This window comes from Micromonospora sp. NPDC003197 (assembly GCF_053590565.1).
In genome coordinates this window covers 143,829-166,757 of sequence record NZ_JBSFTE010000007.1, presented here as the reverse complement: position 1 = coordinate 166,757, position 22,929 = coordinate 143,829, and the positions used below count along the sequence as shown (strand labels likewise).

At 71.0% G+C, this 22,929-nt stretch carries 14 protein-coding genes; 7 read left to right on the top strand and 7 right to left on the bottom strand.

Annotation, left to right across the window (positions count from 1 at the left end):
- Positions 1-61: 61 nt before the first annotated feature.
- Entirely contained in the window at positions 62-715 is a 654-nt protein-coding gene (locus ACWDV4_RS10555; protein ID WP_449976566.1) for a pyridoxine/pyridoxamine 5'-phosphate oxidase, read from the bottom strand.
- 67 nt (positions 716-782) lie between these two features.
- Between ACWDV4_RS10555 and ACWDV4_RS10550 the strand changes: the two genes are divergently transcribed.
- Both ACWDV4_RS10550 and purE read left to right on the top strand, forming a co-directional pair.
- Positions 783-2,015 carry a 5-(carboxyamino)imidazole ribonucleotide synthase gene (locus ACWDV4_RS10550; RefSeq protein WP_449976565.1) on the top strand — a complete coding sequence of 411 codons (1,233 nt, stop codon included), beginning with the start codon at positions 783-785 and terminating at the stop codon, positions 2,013-2,015.
- A complete protein-coding gene (purE, locus tag ACWDV4_RS10545) occupies positions 2,012-2,503 on the top strand; it encodes a 5-(carboxyamino)imidazole ribonucleotide mutase (protein ID WP_449976563.1) in 492 nt (163 codons plus the stop codon). Before ACWDV4_RS10550 ends, purE begins: the two co-directional genes overlap by 4 nt.
- Positions 2,504-2,587: 84 nt before the next feature.
- Here purE and ACWDV4_RS10540 read toward each other — a convergent pair whose 3' ends face one another.
- Positions 2,588-7,609 (bottom strand): DUF2157 domain-containing protein, encoded by a 5,022-nt coding sequence (locus tag ACWDV4_RS10540; RefSeq protein WP_449976560.1) that lies wholly within the window; start codon positions 7,607-7,609, stop codon positions 2,588-2,590.
- A gap of 157 nt (positions 7,610-7,766) precedes the next feature.
- Positions 7,767-9,194, bottom strand: coding sequence for a UDP-glucose dehydrogenase family protein (locus ACWDV4_RS10535; protein ID WP_449976558.1), 1,428 nt, complete (start codon positions 9,192-9,194; stop codon positions 7,767-7,769).
- Between the two features lie 261 nt (positions 9,195-9,455).
- Between ACWDV4_RS10535 and ACWDV4_RS10530 the strand changes: the two genes are divergently transcribed.
- Positions 9,456-10,628 carry an acyl-CoA dehydrogenase family protein gene (locus tag ACWDV4_RS10530; RefSeq protein ID WP_449976556.1) on the top strand — a complete coding sequence of 391 codons (1,173 nt, stop codon included), beginning with the start codon at positions 9,456-9,458 and terminating at the stop codon, positions 10,626-10,628.
- Between the two features lie 11 nt (positions 10,629-10,639).
- Here ACWDV4_RS10530 and ACWDV4_RS10525 read toward each other — a convergent pair whose 3' ends face one another.
- Positions 10,640-12,085, bottom strand: a complete 1,446-nt coding sequence (locus ACWDV4_RS10525; RefSeq protein WP_449976554.1) for an HEXXH motif domain-containing protein — start codon at positions 12,083-12,085, stop codon at positions 10,640-10,642.
- 196 nt (positions 12,086-12,281) lie between these two features.
- Between ACWDV4_RS10525 and ACWDV4_RS10520 the strand changes: the two genes are divergently transcribed.
- Genes ACWDV4_RS10520 through ACWDV4_RS10505 form a run of 4 tightly spaced genes read left to right on the top strand, consistent with a single transcriptional unit; the run spans position 12,282 to position 18,857 of the window.
- Positions 12,282-12,500, top strand: a complete 219-nt coding sequence (locus tag ACWDV4_RS10520; RefSeq protein WP_449976552.1) for a hypothetical protein — start codon at positions 12,282-12,284, stop codon at positions 12,498-12,500.
- Positions 12,475-16,482: an FxSxx-COOH system tetratricopeptide repeat protein gene (gene fxsT / locus ACWDV4_RS10515; RefSeq protein WP_449976549.1), complete on the top strand. Its 4,008-nt coding sequence runs from the start codon at positions 12,475-12,477 to the stop codon at positions 16,480-16,482. Before ACWDV4_RS10520 ends, fxsT begins: the two co-directional genes overlap by 26 nt.
- On the top strand, positions 16,479-17,597 hold the full coding sequence (locus ACWDV4_RS10510; RefSeq protein ID WP_449976547.1) for a hypothetical protein: 1,119 nt from the start codon (positions 16,479-16,481) through the stop codon (positions 17,595-17,597). The genes fxsT and ACWDV4_RS10510 overlap by 4 nt, the downstream gene beginning before the upstream one ends.
- Positions 17,598-17,603: 6 nt before the next feature.
- Positions 17,604-18,857: a hypothetical protein gene (locus tag ACWDV4_RS10505; protein ID WP_449976544.1), complete on the top strand. Its 1,254-nt coding sequence runs from the start codon at positions 17,604-17,606 to the stop codon at positions 18,855-18,857.
- Here the strand turns inward: ACWDV4_RS10505 and ACWDV4_RS10500 are convergent.
- Genes ACWDV4_RS10500 through ACWDV4_RS10490 form a run of 3 tightly spaced genes read right to left on the bottom strand, consistent with a single transcriptional unit; the run spans position 18,810 to position 22,881 of the window.
- Complete coding sequence (locus ACWDV4_RS10500; protein ID WP_449976541.1) at positions 18,810-21,116, bottom strand: hypothetical protein; 2,307 nt, start codon at positions 21,114-21,116, stop codon at positions 18,810-18,812. The two genes, ACWDV4_RS10505 and ACWDV4_RS10500, sit on opposite strands and share 48 nt — an antisense overlap.
- Positions 21,116-22,054 (bottom strand): hypothetical protein, encoded by a 939-nt coding sequence (locus ACWDV4_RS10495; protein ID WP_449976540.1) that lies wholly within the window; start codon positions 22,052-22,054, stop codon positions 21,116-21,118. The genes ACWDV4_RS10500 and ACWDV4_RS10495 overlap by 1 nt, the downstream gene beginning before the upstream one ends.
- A complete protein-coding gene (locus ACWDV4_RS10490; protein WP_449976537.1) occupies positions 22,051-22,881 on the bottom strand; it encodes a hypothetical protein in 831 nt (276 codons plus the stop codon). The genes ACWDV4_RS10495 and ACWDV4_RS10490 overlap by 4 nt, the downstream gene beginning before the upstream one ends.
- Positions 22,882-22,929: the final 48 nt, after the last annotated feature.

The window sequence follows — 22,929 nt, the reverse complement described above, 5'->3', positions numbered from 1 at the left end:
GGGTGTTAGGAAGGGCCCCTTCCTATGCAAAAAGCGATAAGAAGGGGCCCTTCCTAACACCTCAGGGCCAGAGCAGCTCGCGCACCCAGTCGCCGGTGTCGGCGGCCCGCCGGTAGCGCAGCCGAATGTGTTCACGCTGCCGATCGGCCTGCCAGAACTCGACGGTGTCGGGGTGTACGGCGTACACCACGTGGGTGTCGGGGGCCACGGTCGGGTCAGCGGCGGTCCTGGTCCGGGCCGCTGCCAGCGCCCCGGTCAGCTCCGCCCGGTCGGTCAGCACCTCACTCTGCCGGCCGACCAGGCTGGCGACCCGGGAGCCCTCCGGCCGGGCCAGGAAGTCCTGCCGGGAGACGGCCGGGTCGGCGCGCCGGGCGATGCCGCGTACCCGGATCTGCCGGCCCTGCTCCCGCCAGTGGAAGCTGAGCGCCACCCGGGGATTCGCGGCGACGTGCCGGCCCTTGACGCTGGTCGAGGTGGTCGCGAAGGAGAGGTTCCCCTCGGCGTCCAGGTCCTTGAGGATCAGCACCCGCGCGTCGGGCTGCCCGTCGGCGTCCACGGTCGAGAGGGTCATCGCATGCGGCTCGGCCACCCCGGCGGCGATCGCCTCGGTCAGCCAGTTGGTGAACAGTTCCGCCGGCTCCGGCGGGGCGGCCTCGACGTCGAAGTCCGGCATCGAATGGGCGAGTACGGGAAGACCGCGGAGAAGGTCACGCACCGGGTGCTCACTTTCTGGGCCAGCGATTGGGGGCGACTGCCTGGTCGACGCTACGCTGATCGCCGTTATGGATCCTCGTACCGGTCTTCCCGTAGTCGGCATGGTGGGCGGTGGCCAGCTGGCCCGGATGACCCACCAGGCCGCGATCGCCCTCGGCCAGTCGCTGCGTGTCCTCGCGCTCACCCCGGAGGACGGTGCCGCGCTGGTTGCCGCCGACGTCCGGTACGGCGAGCACACCGACCTCGCCGCCCTGCGTACCTTTGCCAAGGGCTGTGACGTGGTCACCTTCGACCACGAACATGTTCCTACCGAGTACGTCCACGCGCTGGCCGCCGAAGGCGTACCGGTCCACCCGGGCGCAGACGCGTTGATCTACGCGCAGGACAAGCGGGCCATGCGGGAACGGCTGTCGACGCTGGCACCGATGCCAGCCTGGCAGCCGGTGAACCTGCCCGAGGACGTGGTCGAGTTCGGCGACCGGGTCGGTTGGCCGGTGGTGCTCAAGGCGGCCCGGGGCGGCTACGACGGCCGGGGGGTGTGGCTGGTCGCCGACGCCCAGGAGGCGAACACGCTGGTCGCCGAGCTGATCGAGGCCGGCACTCCGCTGCTCGTCGAGGAACGGGTGGCGCTGCGTCGGGAGCTGGCCGTGCAGGTGGCCCGCTCACCGTTCGGCCAGGTGGCCGCGTACCCGGTGGTGGAGACCGTGCAGCGCGACGGCATCTGCATCGAGGTGCTCGCCCCGGCCCCGGCGCTACCCGAGGCACTGGCCCTGCGCGCCCAGCAGCTCGCCATCGACATCGCCAACGCGCTCGGCGTGGTCGGCGTGCTCGCCGTCGAACTCTTCGAGGTCGGGCCTCGAAGCGGCCAGCTCAGCGAGGTCGGGCCTCGAAGCGGCCAGCTCAGCGATGCCGAGACTGGCGGGAACGGCGAGTCGAAGTTGGTGGTCAACGAGTTGGCCATGCGACCACACAACTCCGGGCACTGGACCATCGAAGGGGCCCGGACGTCGCAGTTCGAGCAGCATCTGCGCGCGGTGCTCGACTACCCGATGGGGGATACCACGCTGACCGCGCCGGCTGTGGTGATGGCCAACGTGCTCGGCGGCCCGGACGGCGGGATGTCGATCGACGAGCGGCTGCACCACCTCTTCGCCGCCGATCCCGGGGCCAAGGTGCATCTCTACGGCAAGCAGGTCCGCCCCGGGCGGAAGATCGGGCACGTCACGGTGCTCGGTGACGACATGGAAGACGTACGGGCGCGTGCTGCGCGCGCCGCGCGGTGGCTGCGGGAGGGCAAGTGAGCCTGGTCGGCGTGATCATGGGTAGCGACTCGGACTGGGCCACCATGAAGGCGGCCGCCGAGGCGCTCGACGAGTTCGGCGTCGACTATGAGGTGGGCGTCGTGTCGGCGCACCGCACCCCGGTCAAGATGATCGAGTACGGCCGCGAGGCAGCCGACCGGGGGATCCGGGTGATCATCGCCGGGGCGGGCGGGGCGGCGCACCTGCCCGGCATGGTCGCGTCGGTCACCCCGTTGCCGGTGATCGGGGTGCCGGTGCCGCTCAAGTACCTGGACGGGATGGACTCGCTGCTGTCGATCGTGCAGATGCCGGCCGGGGTGCCGGTGGCCACCGTGTCGATCGGTGGTGCGCGCAACGCCGGCCTGCTGGCCGTCCGCATCCTGGCCACCAGCGACGACAAGCTGCGTACTCGGATGGCCGGCTTCCAGGCGGACCTGGAGACGTTGGTCGGCGAGAAGGACGCCGCCCTACGGGCCTCGCTGGCCTGAGCTGCGCGGCTGGATCCGGCTGAACCACCACGGCCCGGGACCGGCCGGCGGCGGGTGCCGCGCGACCTGTCCTGGGACCGAGGCTCAACGCATGCCGCGTAGTGCGCCCCGAAGGCGTTCCTGGGTACGCCGACGCCGCTCGTTGCTCGCCCCCAGCACCAGCAGCACGACGCCGACCGGGATCAGCACCAGCCACGGGCCGACCGTGGCGAGCGCGTGCAGCGCGGCGATCGCGGTGACCGTCGCGCCAACCACCACCGGTGCCTGCTGGCGACGCATCGACCCGAAGATGAGCGTGGCCACCGCACCGAGTAGCAGCAGCACCTGACGCAACGTGCTGGTGCTGGTGCTGATCACGATGACCAGGGTGGGCACGAACGCCGCGACCAGCGCCGGGCCGTACGCCACCCAACTGCTCAGGTCGGTCCGGTGACGCAGTTCCAGCACCCCGACGAGCAGGGCGAGCGCCGCGAACGGCAGCGTGTAGGCCTCCGGTAGAGCCACGTCGGAGACGGCCATCAGCAGCCACCAGCCAGTGATCTCGCAACCGACGGCGGCCCAGAACAGGATCCGCCGTTCCACGGCGCGCCGGCCGGGACGCGTCGCCGAGATGCCGAGCACCGCACCCCAGGCGGCCAGTAGCGCGGCGATGTGCCGAGGGGAGTCGAAGGCCAACGCCCCGGCGATCAGCGCGGCGGCGTACCCGCTCCATTCCACCGTCGCCGCCTCGCGGGTCGCCGCCGGGTCCCGGAGTCGGGGCAGGGTCGCGGCGGCCACCAGCAGCGCCGCCCCGACCGCCAGTACGCCGAACGCGGACCAGACCGGGGCCAGGCCGGCGACCAGACCGGCGGTGAGTACGAAGAGCTGCGCCATGATGGCGGCGAACAGCCAGCCGAGGATCCGGGCGGACTGGGTACGGCCGGCCAGCGCCGCCACCGCACCGACGCCCACCGCCGCGCCGAGGGTGAAGAGGGTGAGGTTCCGGGCGGCCAGGGCACCGGCGAGCCCCGCACCACCGGCGGCGAGTCCGATGGCGAAGACCAGCACCCGGGCGACGCGGAGCGAGCGGGCCCGCTCGGCGGGCGGTGGGGGTGGGGTGAGGGCCAGCCCGAGCATCGAGATCGTGAAGACGGCGAGCGCCGCCATGGTGCTGCTGGGCCAGCCGAAGCCCAGCGCGATCGGGGCGATGAGCAGGGTGATCGCCGCGCCGGGCAGGACCACCGGAACGGCCCGGGCCGGTCGGCCACCGGCGAGCCCCACCGCAGCGAGCGCGGCAGTGATGGTGAGCAGCAGCGCGGCCAGCACATTTGTGCCGTCCACCGCGTCAGCCGGCGGGTCGAGTAGTTGTGGCGGCGCTCCCTGCCAGATCCGGCCGAGTGTCCGGTACGGATCGAACAACGCGGCGACCAACGTCGGTGCGATGGCGAGGACGGCGAGGGCGATCGGCACCACGGCGGCAGCCAGTGCACCGGCGGCCGGGCTCACCGACCACTGGCCGCGTGACGACCGGCGAGGCATCCGACGCATCGCCTCGTCGAGCAGCATCGACCAGCGGCGGCTCGACCGGTGGGTTACGGCCGGCGGTGTCGTGGTGGACCGGATCAGTTCGGCGAGCACCCCCAGCAGGGCCGCCGCTGCGGCGTACACCCCGGTGGGCAGGCCGGCGGGCAGTGAGGCGATGGCGGTGATCGTCGCCCCGGCGGCGATGCCGAAGGTGGCGTACGGCAGGAACTGCGGCACCTGCCGACGGACCAGGGCCAGTACGGCGACACCCAGGCTCGATCCGGCGAGTCCACTGGTGACCACGATCCCGGCGGGCCAGCCGAGGGTGGCGGCCAGCGCGGCGACCGCGCCCGGTAGGGCCAGGAGTGCTCCGGCGGTGGCCGCCCCGCCGACCTGGGCCAGGTGGGCGGGCACCTCTTCCTCGTCCAGCCGGTCCGGTGGGCCGGCCAGTGACCGGGCGACCCCCGCGACGACCACCCCGACCAGCGCCACGGTACCGAGCGCGGCGGCGGTCGTACCGGGCCGGACCAGACTGACCCCGATCGCGTGCAGTGCGATGGCGACCGCCCCCGCAGCCCGGGCCAGCCCGGCCCGGGGATCGACGGCGGCGACGGCGGCGAGGCCGTACCCGGTGGCGACCGCGATACCGAGGACGATCGGCGACCACCAGGGCAGGCCGAGGGCGGCCGGGGCGCCGATGGTGGCGAGTCCCACCGCGACCACGGCGATGTCGTACTTCCACGGGCGGGGGAGCACGATCGCGGCGGCGGCGGCGAGCAGGAGCAGCGCCAGCGGGACCTGCCACGCGGTCGCGTCCGGGGAGCCGGTTGGCCAGTTGCCGAGGTCCGCTTCCCACAGCCGGCCCGGTGCGGTCAGCGCCCGGACTCCGTCGGGTAGTGCCGTGTAGGCGGCGATCAGGGCGATGACACCACCGCTGATCGACAGGCCGAGGATCGGGCCACGTCGCCACTCGACCGGCATCGCCCGTACTCCGGCGGCGATGACCAGGACGATCAGGGCAGCTGCGGCCAGTTTGGAGCCGGGTGCCAGGATCGTCGCGATCCGGGCGAGCGTGCCGACCAGGCCGGCGGTCGCCGCTGCGGCTGCGAAGTCGGAGCCGTCGAGCAGCCGGTCGGCTCGCCGGCCTGCGTCGATGGACGGGGCGAGGAAGAGCAGCACCGCCGCGACCAGTAGCAGCGCCCCCACCCAGGCGTCGGCGATGGTGGCTCCGGGGGCACCGAAGGCGGCAGCGGTCACCGTCAGGGCACCGAAGCCGGTGCCCAGGGCCAGTGGCAGGCTGATCTGCCGGTGCGAAACCTGGGCGACCGCGGCGAAGCCGAGGGTCGCGCAGACCGCCAGGAAGCTGGCGGCCAGCACCGGAGCGGTGGCGTCCTGTAGTGACGTGACGGTCGGCGTGGATTCGGCCGGCATGGTCGCCGCCACGAACGCGGCGACCGCCCCGGGCAGGGCGAACGCCGCCCCGCCGGCCGCCCAGGCCGCGATCAGCCCAGCCTGCTCCGGTGCGGTACGGATCGTCGGCAGCAACGAGATGAGTATTCCGGCGGCGGCCAGGGTGAACAGGACCGCTGCGGTGAGGCCGGGGCGGGCCAGCGCCGCACCGGCCCCGGCGAGGCCGACCAGGGCGGCGGCGATGGCATGGGTGAGCGCGACCCGGTCGGTCCGGGCCGACAGACCGATCACTCCGATACCGATGGCGGCCAGCACCGGCGGCCACGGCGCGAGGCTCCAGGCGAGCCCGAAGGAGGCGGGGATGGCGAGCGCGGTGAGGGCGGTACCGGTGATGGCGAACTCGCGCCGGATCTCCGACGGGAGGGCGAGCACTGCGGCGATGGTCAACAGGAAGGCGGTGGTGGCGAGCTGCCAGCCGGCCGTACCGACTGCGGCCTCGAGCTTGTCGGCGTAGAAGACGAGGTCGGCGTCCCAGGCCGGCAGAGCGGCCCGGATCGGGGCCAGCCCCGCCCGCAGGGCCCCACCGGCGACGACCAGACCAGTGACGCTGAGCGCCACGGCCGCCGCCAGTTGCGGCCCGCGTCGGGCGATCTCCGGCAGCGCTCGTACGCCGAGCCCGGCGAGGGCGATGACGGCGGCGACGACCAGCAGGGCCCGGCCGGGTAGGGCGACCGCCGCCATCCGACCGACGGCACCGATGACGGCCAGGGTCAGCACCCCGGCGGCGAGGTCGATCAGCGCCGCCCGCCCAAGGCCCAGCGCCCCGGCGAGCCCCACCCCGGCGGCAAACACCAGGGCGAAACCGGCCTGGGCAGCGGTGGGTACGGCGTCGGCACGGAGCAGGGCAGCGATGGCGAAGCCGAGGGCCACGACCACGGCGAGACCATGCAGCGCCCCGGTCAGGTCGATCAGCCAGCGGGTGATCCCCGGATCTGCCTGGACGCCGGCTCGTGGCGGCCCGCCGCGCGAGGGCCGGCCGATGGGCTCGGCGATGAGGACCGCGTCGTCTTCCTCCCGAGCGGCCTCTGGCCGATCGTTAGCGGCAGGCTTGCCGGGCGGATCGTCAGCATCAGGCTTGCCGGGCCGGTCGTCAGCGGTAACTCGATCCGGTCGACCCTGATCGGGGATGTGGCTCGGCCGGTCACGGTGGAGCAGGTGGACGAGATAGAGGTCGATCGCGGCGACCGCAGCCAGTACGAAGGCCCAGCCGACCGGACCGCTGATCCAGTTGTAGGCCAGCAGAGGCAGGATCGGCTGTACGGCGAGCACGCCGGCGAAGCGGGGCACGTTCAAGCCGGTCACGCGCGCGTAGCCACCAGCGATCACCGCGGTGACCAGGAAGGTGAGACTGGCGAGTACGTGGCCGGAGGCGCCGATGTCGCGTACCTGGTCGACGGTCCACAGGGCATAGCCGTCCAACGGCACCAGGAGCAGACCGACGGCGGCGATCGTCTCGGCGGTGGCCGTGAGTCCTCGTCGGGCCACCGCGAGCGGGGCGGCGAGCATCAGGGCGGTGGCGGTGACCAGGATCCCCAGTCGACTGAAGTCGTCGAGCGAGCTGAGCGCCATCGCGGCGAACACGACGGCGGCCACCCCGAGTAGCAGCGCGCCGAGGCCGAGCAGGATGTTCTGCACCTCGCGGGTGGAGGCCTCGGGGCGGGGCTGCGGGGCGTCCGGGTCCAGGAAGGCCGACTCATCGGACGGGATGAAGGGTGGTGGTGGACGATCTCGGCCGCCGGTGTGGATGGGGCCTTGTCGGGGGACACGGGGTCGGGCCCCGGGATCGGTGCCGGGGCGTACCCCCGGGGTGGTGACCGATCGCGTTCCGCCCTCGGCGGTTGGTGGGCGTTGCCCGGCCCGGCGGCGCAGCACCCGGCGCGGTCGGGTGGCCTGCCGGGCCCGCTCCTCGCCGGCGTGGGTCAGGATGTCGCGTTGGAAGAGCGCCGCCTGCATCTGCGCCGCGATCTGTCGCTGCTCGTTGCCGAGCGCCGCCTCGCGGGCCTTCATGTCGGCGATGGAGCGTTCGAGGCGGCCCAGGTCCTCGTACCACTCAGGTTGTTCGGCGTGACAGTGTGGACATTTTGGCGCCGAGGTGATCTCGCGACCGCACGACGAGCACTGGTACGTACTCATGGCACCTCCCGGACCCGGCCAACCCGCGGTATGGACTCTTCCCGAAGCATGCCGAAACTAAGCAACTCTTCGATAGTCCCTCGCCGGGGCGAGATCGGAAAAAGGCCGGCCGCCGACCCCGGAGAACGGGGCGGCGGCCGGCCGAGGTGTCAGTGGATCAGGGGCGGCCCATGCCCCGGTATTCCCAGCCGGCCTGGGTCCAGAGCGCCGCGTCCAGGCAGTTGCGACCGTCGACGACCCGTCGGCCGGCGACGAGTTCGCCCAGGGCGGCCGGGTCGGCGTTGCGGAAGTCGGCCCACTCGGTGAGCACGCAGACCAGGTCGGCGTCGCGTACCGCGTCGGTCATCGTGGGCTGGTAGGTCGGGGTGGGCAGCGTACGCCGTGCGTTCTCCATCCCCTGCGGGTCGTAGATGTGCACGTCCGCGCCGGCCTTGACCAGCAGCGCGGCGACGGCCAGCGCCGGGGCGTCCCGTACGTCGTCGGTGTTGGGCTTGAAGGTCGCGCCGAGCACGGCGATCCGGGTGCCGGAGAGGTCGGGGCCGGCCGGGCCGTAGCGGCGGCCGAGCAGGTCGGCGGCGAGCTGCAACACCCGGGTACGCCGACGCAGGTTGATCAGGTCGACCTCGTGCAGGAAGCGCAGCGCCTCGCCGGCGCCCAGTTCCTGGGCGCGGGCCTGGAAGGCCCGGATGTCCTTGGGCAGGCAGGCCCCGCCGAAGCCGAGACCGGCCTGGAGGAAGCGGTTGCCGATGCGCGGGTCGTAGCCGATGGCGCGGGACAGCTGGGTGACGTCACCGCCGGCGACCTCGCACACCTCGGCCATCGCGTTCACGAAGGAGATCTTGGTGGCGAGGAAGGCGTTCGCGGCGACCTTGACCAACTCGGCGGTGGCGAAGTCGGTGACCACCACAGGCACCTCGCGGTCCTCGGTGGTGGCCAGGTCGAACACGCCCTTGTGCGCGCTGTAGAGCATCGCGTGCGACCACTCGCTCTTGACCCCGACCACGATCCGGTTGGGGCGCAGCACGTCCTCGACGGCGAAGCCCTCCTGGAGGAACTCGGGGCTCCAGGCCACCTCGACCCCGAGGTCGGCCGAGGCGTACTTTCCGACCAGCTGCTCGACCCACTCCGCGGTGCCGACCGGAACGGTCGACTTGCCCACGATCAGGGCCTTGCGGGTCAGGTGCTGGGCGAGCCCGCTGACCGACGCCTCGACGTAGGAGAGGTCCGCGCCCATTCCGTCGGCCCGCTGCGGGGTGCCGACGCAGATGAAGTGGACGTCGCCGAAGTCGGCGGTCTCGGCGATGTCGGTGCTGAACCGCAGCCGCCCGGCGGCCAGGTTGCGCTTGAGCAGCTCGTCGAGGCCAGGCTCGTGGAAGGGAACCTCGCCACTGGCCAACTTGGCGATCTTGTCGGCATCGACGTCGAAGCCGATCACCTCGTAGCCGAGCTCGGCGAAGCAGATGGCGTACGTCGCACCCAGGTAGCCGGTGCCGAGGAAAGTCAGCCGGGGGCGGGACGCGCCGGACGGTGGGTTGACCGTTGGGATCGCCGACACGGGTTGGGTGTTCGGGTACGGGATCGTCACGCCTGTGTTCTCCGCTCGCACTGGGCGGCGCATCTTCGCGTCGCGTTTTGCTGCGGCGCCTCGGCCGGGCACCGAACAGGATCTTTCTGTATGTATCTGCCGCCGGGTTCGCAGGGCGACGATAGTTCGTGACCCTACGCGCCGGTAGGGATGCCTAAAGCTTGGTCGGTATCCTCACATCCACGCGGCAGGCCACGAGCAGACGCTACAGACACGCATGATAATCGGCGAGGGCCGACAACTCGCCAGGGGAGGGCCATAATGACGACAGAATCGGCGTTCGACGCCTACCGGCTTCCGGAGGAGCACGACGAGATCCGGGCAGCCGTACGAGCGGTGTGTGAGGCGCGGGTCGCGCCGAACGCCGCTGAGGCGGACGAGACGGGCGAATTCCCCAAGGCCTCGTACGACGCGCTGCGCGCCGCCGACTTCCACGCCCCCCACATCCCCGTCGAGTACGGCGGGGCGGGCGCGGACGCCCTCGCCACCGCCATCGTGATCGAGGAGGTGGCCCGGTCCTGCGCCTCCTCGTCGCTGATTCCCGCGGTCAACAAGCTGGGCACCATGCCGCTGCTGCTGGCCGCCTCGGACGAGCTGAAGCAGCGCTACCTGTCGCCGGTGGCCCGGGGCGAGGCGATGTTCTCGTACTGCCTCTCCGAGCCGGAGGCGGGCAGCGACGCCGCCGCCATGACCACCCGCGCGGTACGTGACGGGGACCACTACGTGCTCAACGGGGTCAAGCGGTGGATCACCAACGCGGGTGTCTCGGAGTACTACACGGTCTTCGCGGTGACCGACCCGAGCGCCCGGTCCCGGGGCATTTCGGCCTTCGTGGTCGAGAAGTCCGACCCGGGGGTGAGCTTTGGCGCGCCGGAGAAGAAGCTGGGCATCAAGGGTTCCCCGACCCGGGAGGTCTACTTCGACAACGTCCGGATTCCGGCCGACCGGATGATCGGTGAGCCGGGCACCGGCTTCGTCACCGCGATGCGCACCCTGGACCACACCCGGGTCACCATCGCCGCCCAGGCGGTGGGCATCGCCCAGGGGGCGCTCGACTACGCCCGGGGTTACATCCAGGAGCGCAAGCAGTTCGGCAAGGCGGTCGCCCAGTTCCAGGGCGTCCAGTTCATGCTCGCCGACATGGGCATGAAGCTGGAGGCGGCCCGACAGCTGACCTACGTCGCGGCGGGCAAGTCGGAACGGGGCGACGCCGACCTCACCTACTTCGGCGCGGCGGCCAAGTGCTTCGCCTCCGACGCCGCCATGGAGATCACCACCGATGCGGTCCAGCTCCTCGGCGGCTACGGCTACACCCGCGACTACCCGGTCGAGCGGATGATGCGGGACGCGAAGATCACCCAGATCTACGAGGGCACCAACCAGGTCCAGCGCATCGTCATGGCCCGGGAGCTGCTGAAGAACGCCGGACAGTAGGTCGGGGGACGTCAGGGCCGTCCCGAGCCGCCAGGGCGCGGCGAGGCCTCGTTCCGGGCCGGGGGGCCGGTCCGCGGCAGACTCTCGTCGTGGCAGGCCGGGTGGTCGTCGTAGCGGGCCTGGTGCTCTTCGGTCCACCGCTGGGCGATGGCCACGACACGGGCCGGCAGCCGTTCCCCCTGCCACTCGGCCAGCGTCCGCCGGGCCCCCTGGACCAGGTGCCGGCCTATCCGGCTCAGCCGTCCGGTGGTCAGGAGCAGGTCGGCGACCTCCCGGCAGGCCTCGCGCCAGCGGGCGTACTCCACCTGGGCGCGTAGGACGTGGTCGGCGTCGGACTCGTGCCGTGCCTGACGCCGCCAGAACGCGGCGACGCCCAGATGCGCGTACAGGCCCTGCAACAGGCCGGCCAGCGGGCGGCGGTCGGTCCGCCACGGCGCGTGGAAGCGGTCGTCCGGTCCGGGTTCGATGAGCGGGAAGAGGTTCATCAACGCGGACAGCTTGGTGTGTTGCAGCTCATGGACGAGGGTGACGGCCGCCGACCGGTGATCGGCGGGGCGGGACATCGCCACGCAACCGACCGCGTTGCGGAAGGTGCCGCTGACCTGGCCCCGGTCCGGGGTACGCAGCGGCGCGACCATGGTGATGGCGGCAGCGATCTCCTCCGCGTACGGGCGGTGCCCCTCGACGAGCAGCCGCCAGCCCGAGCCGATGAGCCGCTGCCATTCGCCCAGCTCGGCCCGGCTCATCGGCTCCGGGTTGGTCTCGCCAATCCCGGAGAACGCCCCCAGTTCGTCGAGCCGGAGGCGTAGGGCCAGGCCATCGTGGACGGTCGAGAGGTGGGGCACCGGCTGCCACAGCTTCTCGTCCGGCCCGGCCAGGCCTTCGTACGCGGTCGAACCGGCCGATCGAGCCGGGCTGCCCGCCACAGTCACCGCAACGCTCGCCCCGTCGATGGTGAGGGTCGCCCCATCGGCTCCGATGCAGGCCAGGACCGTCGCTGCCTCGGGTTGAGGTAGGCGCACCCGCCCCAGGGACGGTAGGGCGAGAACACCACCCGACCAACTCGTTCCCGGCAGGGTGATGGTCGCCGGCATCCGGGCCTGTAGGGCGACGGCGGTGGCGAGGGTGCCGATGCGACCGGGGTGCGTCGTGGCCACACCGTTGCTGAGCTGCACCATGGTGCTCATCGCCCAGGCGCTGACCGAGGGGTAGGTCAACACCGTTCGGGCGGCCTGCGGCGCGCACCGGCGGATTTCCTGGATGGACGAGTAGGCCTGACCGATCGCCACCAGATCACGGTGCCCGACTTCTGTCGCCAACTCGACTATCGCCCGCAGTAGCAGCAGGTTCTTACTGTATTGCCCGGCGAGTAACGACCGGATGACGGCGGGCCCTCCGCCGCCCCGGCTGAACTCGGCGAAGGCGTTGCCGGCTAGCTGGTGAAAAGGCGATTCCACTCAGGATTCTCCCGCGACTCGGCCGGATGAAGGTGGGCAATGGCGGGCCCTGGGCGGGCGGTGTCGGCGTTGGGGCGTACGCGCAGAGGCGGGCCATCGCATCGACGGACGCTACGATAAGCCATCGAGGCGGCGCATGTCCCGTTCGCCCCTGGAAACGGGGGTATCGCCGATAGGGACGAAAGTGGGGCCGGTCATGGGGAAACCTGTGGAACAGGACGAGACACGTTTTGTCTCCGAGCTGATCGACGCATCCGGGATGGGTACGGAAGAACTCGACGCGGTTCCGCGTACCGCCCTTCTGCGTTCCCTGCGTCGGCTCATTGCCGAAAGCCCGACCCCGGCCGAGGATTACGCCAGTTGGCAGAACTACGTGGACGTGGAGAATTTTGTCAAACCAGCTGCCGAGCGATGAGCTGATCGATATGTATGGGGCGGCGATGGGGCTGGGAAACAATGCTGGCGGCACCCCTGTTCACGGGCCGACCCGGGTGGTCTCGTTCGTGGCCGCGACCGGTAACACCGGACGCACCAGCATCGTGACCAACCTGGCCTGGATCCTGGCCAGCGCCGGCCAACGGGTGCTGGTACTCGACTCGGACCTCGAAGGCATGCGGGTACACCAGTACCTGCAGATGTACCACGTCGACGAGGGACGGACCGTCGACCTGCTACCGGCGAAGCTGGCCCAGGTGCTGGACATGCTGATGCTCCGCTCGATCGGCGTATCACCGCTGGACGGGGCCACTGCCCGGCCGTTGGTTCGCCGGTACGCCGCGCTCACCGGCGACGCCGGCCGGTTGGACGTGGTGTGGCTGCCCGTACCGCCGGCCGCCGGAGCACCATCCGGCACCAGCGAGGTCCCCCCGCCCGACCTGCCGCTGAGCGAGCTGCGCCGACAACTCCGCTCGGCCGACTACGACTACGTGCTGATGGACGAGCCGGCCGGGGTGAGCAACGCGGCGGTCACCCGGATCGCGACGGTCTGCGACGCGGTCGCGATCTGTTTCACGAGCCAGCGCGCTCGGCTCGACGGCGCGACCGAACTCGCCCGCCGGGTGCACCGGGAGGCCCCGGTCGGGGTGCAGGTCATGGTCGTGGCCACGCAGTTCGACGACAGTGACAGTCCGGAGGGCGAACGCAGCCGCAGTGACATCCGCCGGGCCTTCCTCGACGCCCTCGCCGACAACGGTGACGGCGCCGCTGACGACCTGGTCCAGGTCGAGCTGCCGCACCGGCCGTACGACCAGGTGCTGGCCCCGCTGATGGAGGACTCGCCGAGCCGGCACCGGCTGCTGACGGCGTACCAGCGGCTCACCCACGCGATCTCCAACGGTGCCGTCGACACCGTGCCGCTGGTCTCGGACGCCATGCGTCGCCGCTACCAGCGCAGTCTGGGGTTGCAGTCCGGCGACGGGCCGGAACAGATCTACCTCGTCTATCCCCCGGCCCAACGGCCCTGGGCGGACTGGATTCGGGCCCAGCTCGACGGTGCTGGCACCCGGGTCCGCCCGCTACCTGCGGACTGGCTCTGGGCCGACGTCGCCGAGCGGGCCACGGTGATGGTCGTGGCCCCGGCAGACACCCCGGACGCGTCGGCGGAGCTGGCCCGGTTGTTGCCGGCCGAACCAGCCTCCGGGCAGTCGCCCGACATCGTCGTCATCCGGACCGCTGCCGAGCCGGCGCCCCGATTCCGGTCCGGATATCGCAGCGCGGATATCGGCAACTGCGCGGAGGCGTTGGCACACAAACGGCTGCGGGCCGCGCTCGGCATGGCGGGCGTGCCGGCGATCCCGGCCGGCCCCGGGTGGCGGCCCCGCTTCCCGGCCGGCCCGCCGCCGTGGCAGCTCCGCTTCGAGCTGCCGCCCCGCCCGCTCACCTTCGTCGGCCGGGCCCAGGAACTCGAAGCGGTCCGCGATCATTTGCTGGCCTCCACCGAGGCACGGGAAGTCACCCTGTACGGCGAGCCGGCCGTCGGCAAGAGCGACATCGCCCGGGAGTACGCGCACCGGTTCGGCTACGACTACGAGCTGATCGCCTGGATTCCGGCCGAGGACCGGCACAGTGTCCGTACCGCCCTGAGCCGGTTGGCCGAGGAGTTGGGGGTCGAGCCGAAGGGCAATCCGGCGCAGGAGGTACTCAAGGAGCTTCGTCGACGGCGTACCCCGTGGTTGCTGATCTACGACGGGGCGGGCGCGGAGAAGCTGACCGACCTGCTTCCGGTGGGCGGTACGGGGCACGTGCTGGTGACCCGGGGACCGGCCCCGACCGAGGCGGCCAACGGCATCCGGTCGGATCTCACGGTTACCCCGTTGAGTCGGGCCGACAGCATCGCGGTCCTGCTGGCCCAGACCCCGAACCTTTCCGCCGACCGGGCCGCCGAGGTGGCCGAGGCGGTCGGCGGCATGCCGTTGGCGTTGCGGGCCACCGCCGGGGTGCTCTGGCAGGCCGGGATCCTGCTGCACGCCCGGCACGGGGTGGCCCGCTCGCAGGCCACCGACGTCGCAGTTCCCGCCTTTCTGGCCACCGTACGACCAGCGGCAGAGCCGGAGACATCGTCGGCCTCGGCCCGACCCGAGGCACTGGTCGGCCTGGGCGACATTCTGCGGGCGTCGTTCCAGTTGATGCGGGAGGACTTCGCTGGCCGGGTCGCCCACGCCCTCGCCCAGATGTGTGTCTTCGTGGCCACCGAGGGCATCACCCTGCGGGTGGTGCGCTCCCGCGAACTGCTCGCGCAGCTCGCTGACGCGGTGGACGAGGTAGCCGGTGCCGTCGACGACGCCGCCGGTGCCGTGGATGGGGAGCCCACCGGCGATACCGGCGGGGAGTTGCTGCGCCAGGACGGCTGGGAGGTCGAGCGGGGGTTGGCGGCCGGGGTACGCTTCGGCCTCTTCACCGTCGACTGGGGAGCCGACTCACGGCTGATCATGCACCCGGCGATGCAGGCCGCAGTAGCCGCGACGATGACCGCCGACGAGCGGCAGCGCCGCCAGCGACAGTTGCTCCTCGGACTGGCCCTGTTCGCCCCCGGCGCCGGCCTGGCCGAAGCGGGTGACCGCCGGACGGGTGACCTCGTCGAGCTACACCGGCACCTGCTGCGCTCCGGTGCGTTGGAAGCCGACGAACCCCCAGCGGTACGCCAGTGGGTGGTCACCCAGTTCGGCTACCTGAGCACGTCGACCCGGGGGGAAGCCCTGGCCGAGGGGGTACGCCTCGGGCAGCCGGTGCTGGACCGGTGGGTGGCCGTACACGGGTGGCGGGATCGGCTCACCCTTCGGCTGGCGACCGCCCTGGCCGACCTACGCCGTCTGCTCGGTCAGGAGGCCACCGCCTACGAACTGGACACCGTGGCGTTGGACGCCTCCTCGGCACTGCTCGGCCCCGACCACCTACGGACCCTGGTCACCCGCCGGGGCATGGCCGCCGACCAACGTGGACTGGGCCAGTTCCGGGCGGCGTTGATCGAGGACCGGGCCACCTGGCGGGGCTTCCGGGACGCACTCGGCAACGACCATCCGCAGACCCTGCGGGCCGCACACAACCTGGCGTTGGCGTCGTACCTGGCCGGGTTCACCGAGGAGGCGCTGGAACGGGAACGGGACACCCTGCACCGCCGGATCCGGCTCTTCGGCGAGGAGGACCCATACACCTGGTGGTCCGCCTCCGACGTTGGCACCTACGAGCGTGAGCTGGGACAACTCGACGCGGCCTATCGGACCCTGACCCGGGCGTACGCCCGGATGCTGCGCATCGGCGGCGACGACCATCCGGACACCCTGCGGATCATTCGCGCGCTGGCGGTCACCGAGCGGCGTCGGGGGGAACACAGCCGGGCCAAGGACCTCAACAGTCGGGCGCTGCTGGCGTACCGCCGGACGGTCGGCGAGCACCATCCGCGGACCCGGTCCTGCACGTTGAGCCTGGCGGCGGACTACCACCTGGCCGGTGAGACGGTGACGGCGGTGGAGATGGCGAGCCGGTGTCTGCGTGGCTACCGCGACGAGTACGACGACGCGCACCCGTTCACCCAGATCTGCCGGGTCAACCTCGCGGTCTTCCTGCGGGGTTGTGGCCGGGACGACGAGGCGGTCATCGCCGGCCAGGAAGGGCTGGACGGGCTGCGCGCCGGGCTCGGCGAGGAGGCGCATCCGTGGGCCCTGGCCGCCGCGATCAACCAGGCCGGAAACCTGGTCGCCGCCGGGGACCTGACCGCCGCCGCGACGCTGCTGCGTACCACCCTGGAGATCAGCCGGGATCTGCTCGGCACCGAGCACCGGTACGTGGAGGTAGCCGAGCGGGCACTCGGTGCGCTCGTCAGCCGGCGCGACGGGCTGGAGACGACCGGTGAGCGCGGCCTCTCCGTCGACTACCTCGATCTTGAGGTGCCGGGCACATGAACGATCGTCAGCCGGTGGACCGGAGCGAGGGGGAGTGGCCGGTGGACCGGAGCGAGGGGGAGAAGGTGGGCGTGGACACGGTCGGGCACGTCGATGGGCCGGACTCGGCGCGGTTCGTCGAATACCTGGGTGCCCACTACGGGTCGGGCCACCAGCGGGCGTTCGACCTGTGCCGTCAGTCGCTGGGCGACAGCCGGGACCTGGTGCACCTCGCGCAGTACACGGCCGGGGTCTGTGACTTCACGGTGGACCGGGTCGACGGATCCGACGACGGTGGCCCAGCGGAGAGGACGCTCGACGGCTACCGATCCGCCGGGCGAAACCTGGTGCACGACATGGCCGATCTGGACGAGGAACTGCAACAGGTGCAGAGCGGTGACCTGATCCGGCTGGTGGTGCACGCCGACCAGGCAGCGTTGTTCAGTTTCTCCGTACTCCGGAATCGGTTTCTGGTCGGACTGGCCCACCCCCCGCCACCCGGTGCGGAGCCCGGCCTGGCCCCCCGGGTGCCGGCCATCCGGGCGGCGGACATCGAGGTTTCGGCGCTGGTCAACCGGCTGCGGGCGGTGGTCAGCCAACGCCCCACCGATTACGGCGGCTGGCTGTGGCTCAGCGAGCGGGATTCGATCGACCCCGCCACGCTGGCCGCGCCGAACGGTTCGCCGGACACCCCGCCCACCCAGGTACGGGATCCGGACCTTCCGGAGGACGACGAGGACGTCCAGCGTCGGATCGAGCTGTGCCGGGACGCTCTGGACGTCCAGGACCTGCACTTCGTGGCGGTGTGCCGGTACGGGACGGTCAGCTTCTCCGTCGACGTGCTGGGCGACGACCGGTTGAGCCCCTTCTTCGGCAGCATCACCGTGGCCCAGCGGCGACGGTTCTACCGGGACTTCGGTGCCCGGGTCGAGTCCCGGGTACGAGCCCTGCTGCGCAGCGTCTACCCGGCGGTGGGGCGGCGACTGGCCCGAGCGGTCTTCGACGTCGAGCAGGGAGCGCTGTACTGCTATCCGATCCGTCCCGGGGAGTTCCTGCTCGGGGTGACCCTCGACCAGAACCGGGTCGGGCCCGCCGACGACAAGGCCGCCCGACTCGCCCGCGACCTCGGGGCCTGAACCGCGATGGCCGGCTCGACGGGGATATACCGCGCCGGAGCCGGCGCGTGGCGGTTCGGGCCGCTGTTGCCACCCCGGGTCGCGGAGGTGGTGTGGCCCGCCGCCCGGCGGATGTTGCTGTTCCTCACGGTGCTGGTCGGTGGATGGTTGGTCGCCCGGATCGGCGGGCTGACCGGGGTCCATCGGGAACCGGGTTACCTGTTGCTGGCCACCGCGTTGCTGGCCGTCGGCCTCTTCGCCAGCACGTACGGCATCGACCTGCGGGCGGCTCGGGGCAACGTACGGCTGGTGGCGGTCGCGGTCAGCCTCGGGGTGCTGGTCAAGGCCCTGCTGATCTCGGGCGTCCTCTACCTGGTCTTTCGTCGTCCCGAGTATCTGGTGCTGGGCGTGGCGGTGGCGCAGATCGACCCGCTCAGCTTCGCGGCGGCGCGTCTACAGAGCCGGATGTCGGAGCGGGCGAAGGCGATCCTGTCGGCCTGGGCATCGTTCGACGATCCGATCACCATCCTGCTCACCGTCTACGTCTCGGCCTGGGTACTGCCGATGCTCGACCCGATCGGCGGGCCGGTGGGGCAGTCGGAGCCGAGCGGCATCGCCGTCTTCGGTCTGTCCATCGCACAGAACCTGATCTTCGCGGCGGTCGCCTGTGGACTCTGGTGGCTGACCAGGTTGCCGACCAGCCCCCATGCCCGGTTGGCCGGGGGCACCATTCGGCGACCGGGCAGGTCAGGACGAGTCCGGCTGGCAGTCCAGTTGCTACTGCTGGTGGGGCTGGTCAGTTTCGCGGTGTGGCAGTTTCTGCTGCTGGGCTTGGCCATCGCCGGCCTCTTCTACCGGCCGCCGATCGAGCGAGTGCTGAACCGGCTCACCCAGGCGGCGTTCCTGTTGGCGACCTTCGCGCTCGGCCTGGTGTTGGTCGGTGGCATTCAGCCCGTACCGGGGATCGTGCTCGGGGCCGCCGCCTTCGTCGCCCATGTGCTGGTCGCCGCCGTGATCGGGGCCCGCCTACCCCGGCCGGACCGGATCGACTTGCTACTCGGTCAACAGAACGGCATCACCGCGATCATCCTGGCCCTGTTGCTGGAACCGAGTTTTCCCGGCACGGTGGCGGTGGTGGCACCCGCCGTGGTGACGATCAACCTGCTGCACGCGGTGAGTAACGGGATCCGCGAGGCCCTTCGGCGGCCAAGCGGCTCGGTCGGGCCGTCTGGCTCAGCTGGCAGTGGCGAAGGGGGTGAGGATCGTGTTTCGGACTCGTGAGCTGAGCCCACCGAGGACCTCTTGCGGATCTTGTGCGGTCCGCCCCGATGACAGGCCATCCGATTCGGTGCGGCCGGTGGCCTCCACGAAGTCCTGCAAGGTCTCCAGACGGTAGACCGGCAGGTGTTCGCAGGCTGCGTCGAAGAGCTGGCAGAGCGCATCCAGCTGGTCGCGATCGTGCGGGCGCAGTCGGGGCGGCTGCTCGGCCACGACCGACCGGTACCACTCGCTGACCGCGTCGCCGAACGTCTCGACCAGGGCGGTCAGCAACGTGGCCACCCCGGCGGCCTGCTGGACGTCGTCGCGGGGCAGCCGGGCCCGGACGGTCATCCGGGCATCGGTACCGACGTCGTCATCGTCCGGGTCGAACGCGTTGTGCAACACCGCCGCCACCGGCGTCAGTACGTCCACTGAGGCCAGCGCCTGGTCGAACAGGGCGGAGACCGCGTCTGGCAGGGGCGGTACGGTCGGCGCGGCACCGCTGCCCTGACCCGCTGCGGCGGGGAAGGAACGCCGAAGCACGTGCAGCTCGTGGTGGATGGCGGCGAGTTGCTGATCGGAGGCGGAGCGCAGCGAGTCCAGGTGCCCGGCCAGTCGGCCGAGGAGGTTCTGGGTGTTGGACTGTTGCCGGCCGAACCGCTCCAGCCGTTGCCGGAGGGTGTCCAGCAGGTCGTCACCGGGCAACTCCGCCAGCCGGTCCACCATCGCCTTGATCTCGACGCTGAACTGGTCGGCGAACGATCTTCGGGTGTAGCTCAACGGTTCCCGGCCGATCGCCGTGGTCAGCTCGCGCAGATATTTGTCGGGCAGCCGGCCCACGACCACCAGCAGCAGTTCACACTCGCGTAGTGCTCGGATGGCCAGCGCCCGGTCCCGGATCGTCTCCACGTCGGCGTCGTAGAGCAGTGACTCGGTCAGCAGTACGGCGCAGCCCCGGTCCGGGCCGCCAACCGGAAGCCAGTAGTCGACCTCCGTCTCCCGGGTGTCGCCGAGCAGGTGGGCGGTCCAGTATTCCCGGCCTTCGGCGACCAGCACCTGCCGGATGTCGGCGTGCGCGTCCTGGGCGTTGCCCGCGTCGTAGACGTCCCGGGCCACCTGCCGCACCATCGCGTGGGTGACCTGGCTGCGCTGTTCCCGGGCCCGGCGATAGAGGTGGTAGCAGAGCGAGATGATGCCGCGCGGCGAACCGTTCACCACCTCGACCAGGTAGCGGATGGTCTCGTCGGTGAAGGGCGCCAGTCGTCCGTTCTGTCGGGCGAGGATGTAGTCCCGGGCGTCGCCGGCGGTCAGCCGGGACATCCGGATCTGCGTCCCGATGCGTTCGCGTACGTCCCGACGGAGCACGTTCAGCAGGTCCGGCAGCCCGGCGAGAACGAGGAAGGCACCGGAGGCGGCGAAGACCGCCAGCAACTGCTTGAACGCCTCGATGGCCTCGCCCTCGCGCCGCCCGGCCGCCGTGAGCAGCTGGTCGAGTTCGTCGATCACCAGCACGAAGCGGTGTCGGCGGTGCCCGATCAGCAGGGCGAACACCCCCATTGCCTCCAGCGCGGTGGCCTCGCTGTCCACGATCGAGCTGGCGATGCCGCGTTCCCGCAGGATGTCGGCGGGCGGTCGACCGCTGAACCATTCCCAGACCGCGTCCTCGAAGCCGACCCGCAGCAGCAGGGTGAGGGCCTGGCTGAATGCGGCGTTGTCGGTCACGCCGCGCAGCTGTTCCTGGAGTTGTTGCAGGAACACGCTCTCCATCAGGCCGAATTCGCGGACGACCTGGACCGGGTCGATCTCTCCGGCACTGAGTTGCCGGGCCAGCTCGGCGGTCGCCTCGGAGCGGCCGAGGGTCTCGGCGACGATGTCGGCGTAGTACTGCCGGACCCGGGTGAGGACGATCTCCCGGCGTTGCTGGAGCTTGTCGATGAAGGTCTTGTAGAGGGAGACGAAGGTGTCCGGTGGGGCGTTCAGGTAGAGCGACTGGACCGAACTGCCCCTGCGGCGGGTGGCATAGCGCATGAGGTGGGTGGCCAGGTGGGTCTTGCCGGTGCCGAAGTCGCCGACCACGGCGATCACCTGGCCGCGTGGGGGATGACTCTCATCGTCATGGTCGTCCCGGGAGAGGTAGTGCTCCATCGCGGCGACCGCCTCGCGAATGGCGGGGGTCTGGATGGTTACCGAGGTCGAGCCGAATTCAGCGAGTTGGGCGACCGCGCTCGACGGATACGGGTTGACCTCACCGGTCATGCGTACGCTCTCGAAGCGGTCCATCAGTAACGGTTCCCTAAGAGTCTGGCTTTACGCAGATAGAACTCGCTGATGTATTGGTAGGTCACCTCTTCGGTGAGGTCCGGCTGCAGTCGGAGCTCCTCGTACAGACCGTAGAGTAACGTCTGCAACTCACCGATGGACATAGGTCGTTTCTCGGTTACCCGGTCCAGGGTGTCGGCGGTGACCGGGGGCAGTCGCGGACCCGCCGGTGACCTGCGCAACCGGTCGTGTGCGAAGCGCCCGGCGTCCTGCTTGGTCAGTGATCCGACGGTGAGATGGATCGGTGGGGCGGACCCGGCCTGCTCCAGTTCCGGCCGGACCGTATCCACGTACGACTCGTAGGAACTCTCCCCGAAGAACAGGATCTTGCTGTAGGCGTCCCGGGCGTACTGGACGAGTTCCCGGGCCAGTTCCCCGGAGGGGGGTAGGAGCACGATGGCGACGAACTTCTCCTGCACCGCACCGGCGAGGTAGAGGTACGCCTCGTCGGGCTGCCCGCGTAGCTCCAACAGGCGTTGATCGGTCACCGCCCCGGCCTGCCAGAGTCGGTCGATCAGCGCTCGGCAGACGCTTCGGCGGCGGTCCGCCTTGGTCTCGGTCAGCTCGACCAGCCGGGTCATGTCGAACACCAGCGCGCTGTGCCGCGAGCCGAGTAACCGTTCCTGCACCCAGTGGGCGCACCGGTTGATCAGTGCCGACTTGCCACACTGCTCCGGCCCGGCGACGATCACCAGCCGGCCGTCGGTGACCAGGCTGGTGGGATCGCTCAGCCGGTCCTGGAACAGGCGAAACGCCGCCGCCGTGTTGTCCACGTCGACGTAGTAGCTGATGTGTTTTCTTTCCCGTACCGGGTTGAGCGGATCGGCGGGCCGGTTCAACCCGGGTACGGCAAACGGGTTCATTGACATGTCGCTACCGCGCCCCACCTTGTCGCTCACCGTCGCCACATCCGGGTACGCGGCAGACCGGAACTCTGCACCGCTCGGGCCACCTGCTCCACCTCGGCGGCGAACCGGCCGAGCGCCGATCTGAGGGCCGTTGCCCGGCTGGCCCGGTCAGCGGTGTCGAGTGGGAACCAGTCCTCGGTCATCGCCGGGCCCAGGGGGGTGCCGGAGAGCGTTTCGCTGAGCCGTTGGGGCATTCGCCACCAGCGGCGCGCCGAGGCGACCTGGTCCAGCGCTGCGGCCAGCTCGACGCGACGGGTGTGCACCGTCTCGTCGTCGGGGGGTAGGCCGGCCTGCGCCGTCTGCTGCTGGCGGAGAAACGCCTCACCGGCGTCGACGAATGCTCGACTCGCCGTACGCAGCCCGTCGGCCTGCACCCGACGGGCTCCCGCCGTGGCCAGTTGGGCGCTGAAGAACCAGCCCACCGCGCCGCTGAGCAGCGCCGGCACCAGCAGGGCGAACAGGCCGTTCGACTGCTCGGTCGACGATCCGGTCTCGTGTCGCTGGGCTCCGATGAGGGCGGCACAGGCCCGGTCGAAGTCGGCCCGGTGGCCACTGCGCCACTGTTCGATGCTCCGGTCCTGGCCGTTGGTGGTCAGCCGGTCCGGGGCCGAGCCGGGGTGGGTCAGACCCAGGACCACGGCCGCCTCGACCAGGTGTGGACGCTGGTCTGCGGAGAGACAGAAGACGAGTGCGGCGTCCGCCCGGTCGTCGGCGGAGGCTGGTGTCGGTAGCGGGCCGACGGCGAGCAGGGCCGCTGCGGTGAGCGGAAGCAGGCCGCGTACGCCCGACCACCATCGATCCGTCGCCCCCGATCGCATAGACCGACACTGTAGTGTGCCGCCGCCAGGGTGCGGGACCCGGCGATC

What these genes read in the sequence shown, in the direction of transcription:
- ACWDV4_RS10550 (WP_449976565.1), top strand. Translation starts at nt 783, where the DNA reads ATGGATCCTCGTACCGGTCTTCCCGTAGTCGGCATGGTGGGCGGTGGC.
- ACWDV4_RS10540 (WP_449976560.1), bottom strand. Translation starts at nt 7,609, where the DNA reads ATGAGTACGTACCAGTGCTCGTCGTGCGGTCGCGAGATCACCTCGGCG.
- ACWDV4_RS10530 (WP_449976556.1), top strand. Translation starts at nt 9,456, where the DNA reads ATGACGACAGAATCGGCGTTCGACGCCTACCGGCTTCCGGAGGAGCAC.
- ACWDV4_RS10520 (WP_449976552.1), top strand. Translation starts at nt 12,282, where the DNA reads ATGGGGAAACCTGTGGAACAGGACGAGACACGTTTTGTCTCCGAGCTG.
- ACWDV4_RS10510 (WP_449976547.1), top strand. Translation starts at nt 16,479, where the DNA reads ATGAACGATCGTCAGCCGGTGGACCGGAGCGAGGGGGAGTGGCCGGTG.
- ACWDV4_RS10505 (WP_449976544.1), top strand. Translation starts at nt 17,604, where the DNA reads ATGGCCGGCTCGACGGGGATATACCGCGCCGGAGCCGGCGCGTGGCGG.
- ACWDV4_RS10500 (WP_449976541.1), bottom strand. Translation starts at nt 21,116, where the DNA reads ATGGACCGCTTCGAGAGCGTACGCATGACCGGTGAGGTCAACCCGTAT.
- ACWDV4_RS10490 (WP_449976537.1), bottom strand. Translation starts at nt 22,881, where the DNA reads ATGCGATCGGGGGCGACGGATCGATGGTGGTCGGGCGTACGCGGCCTG.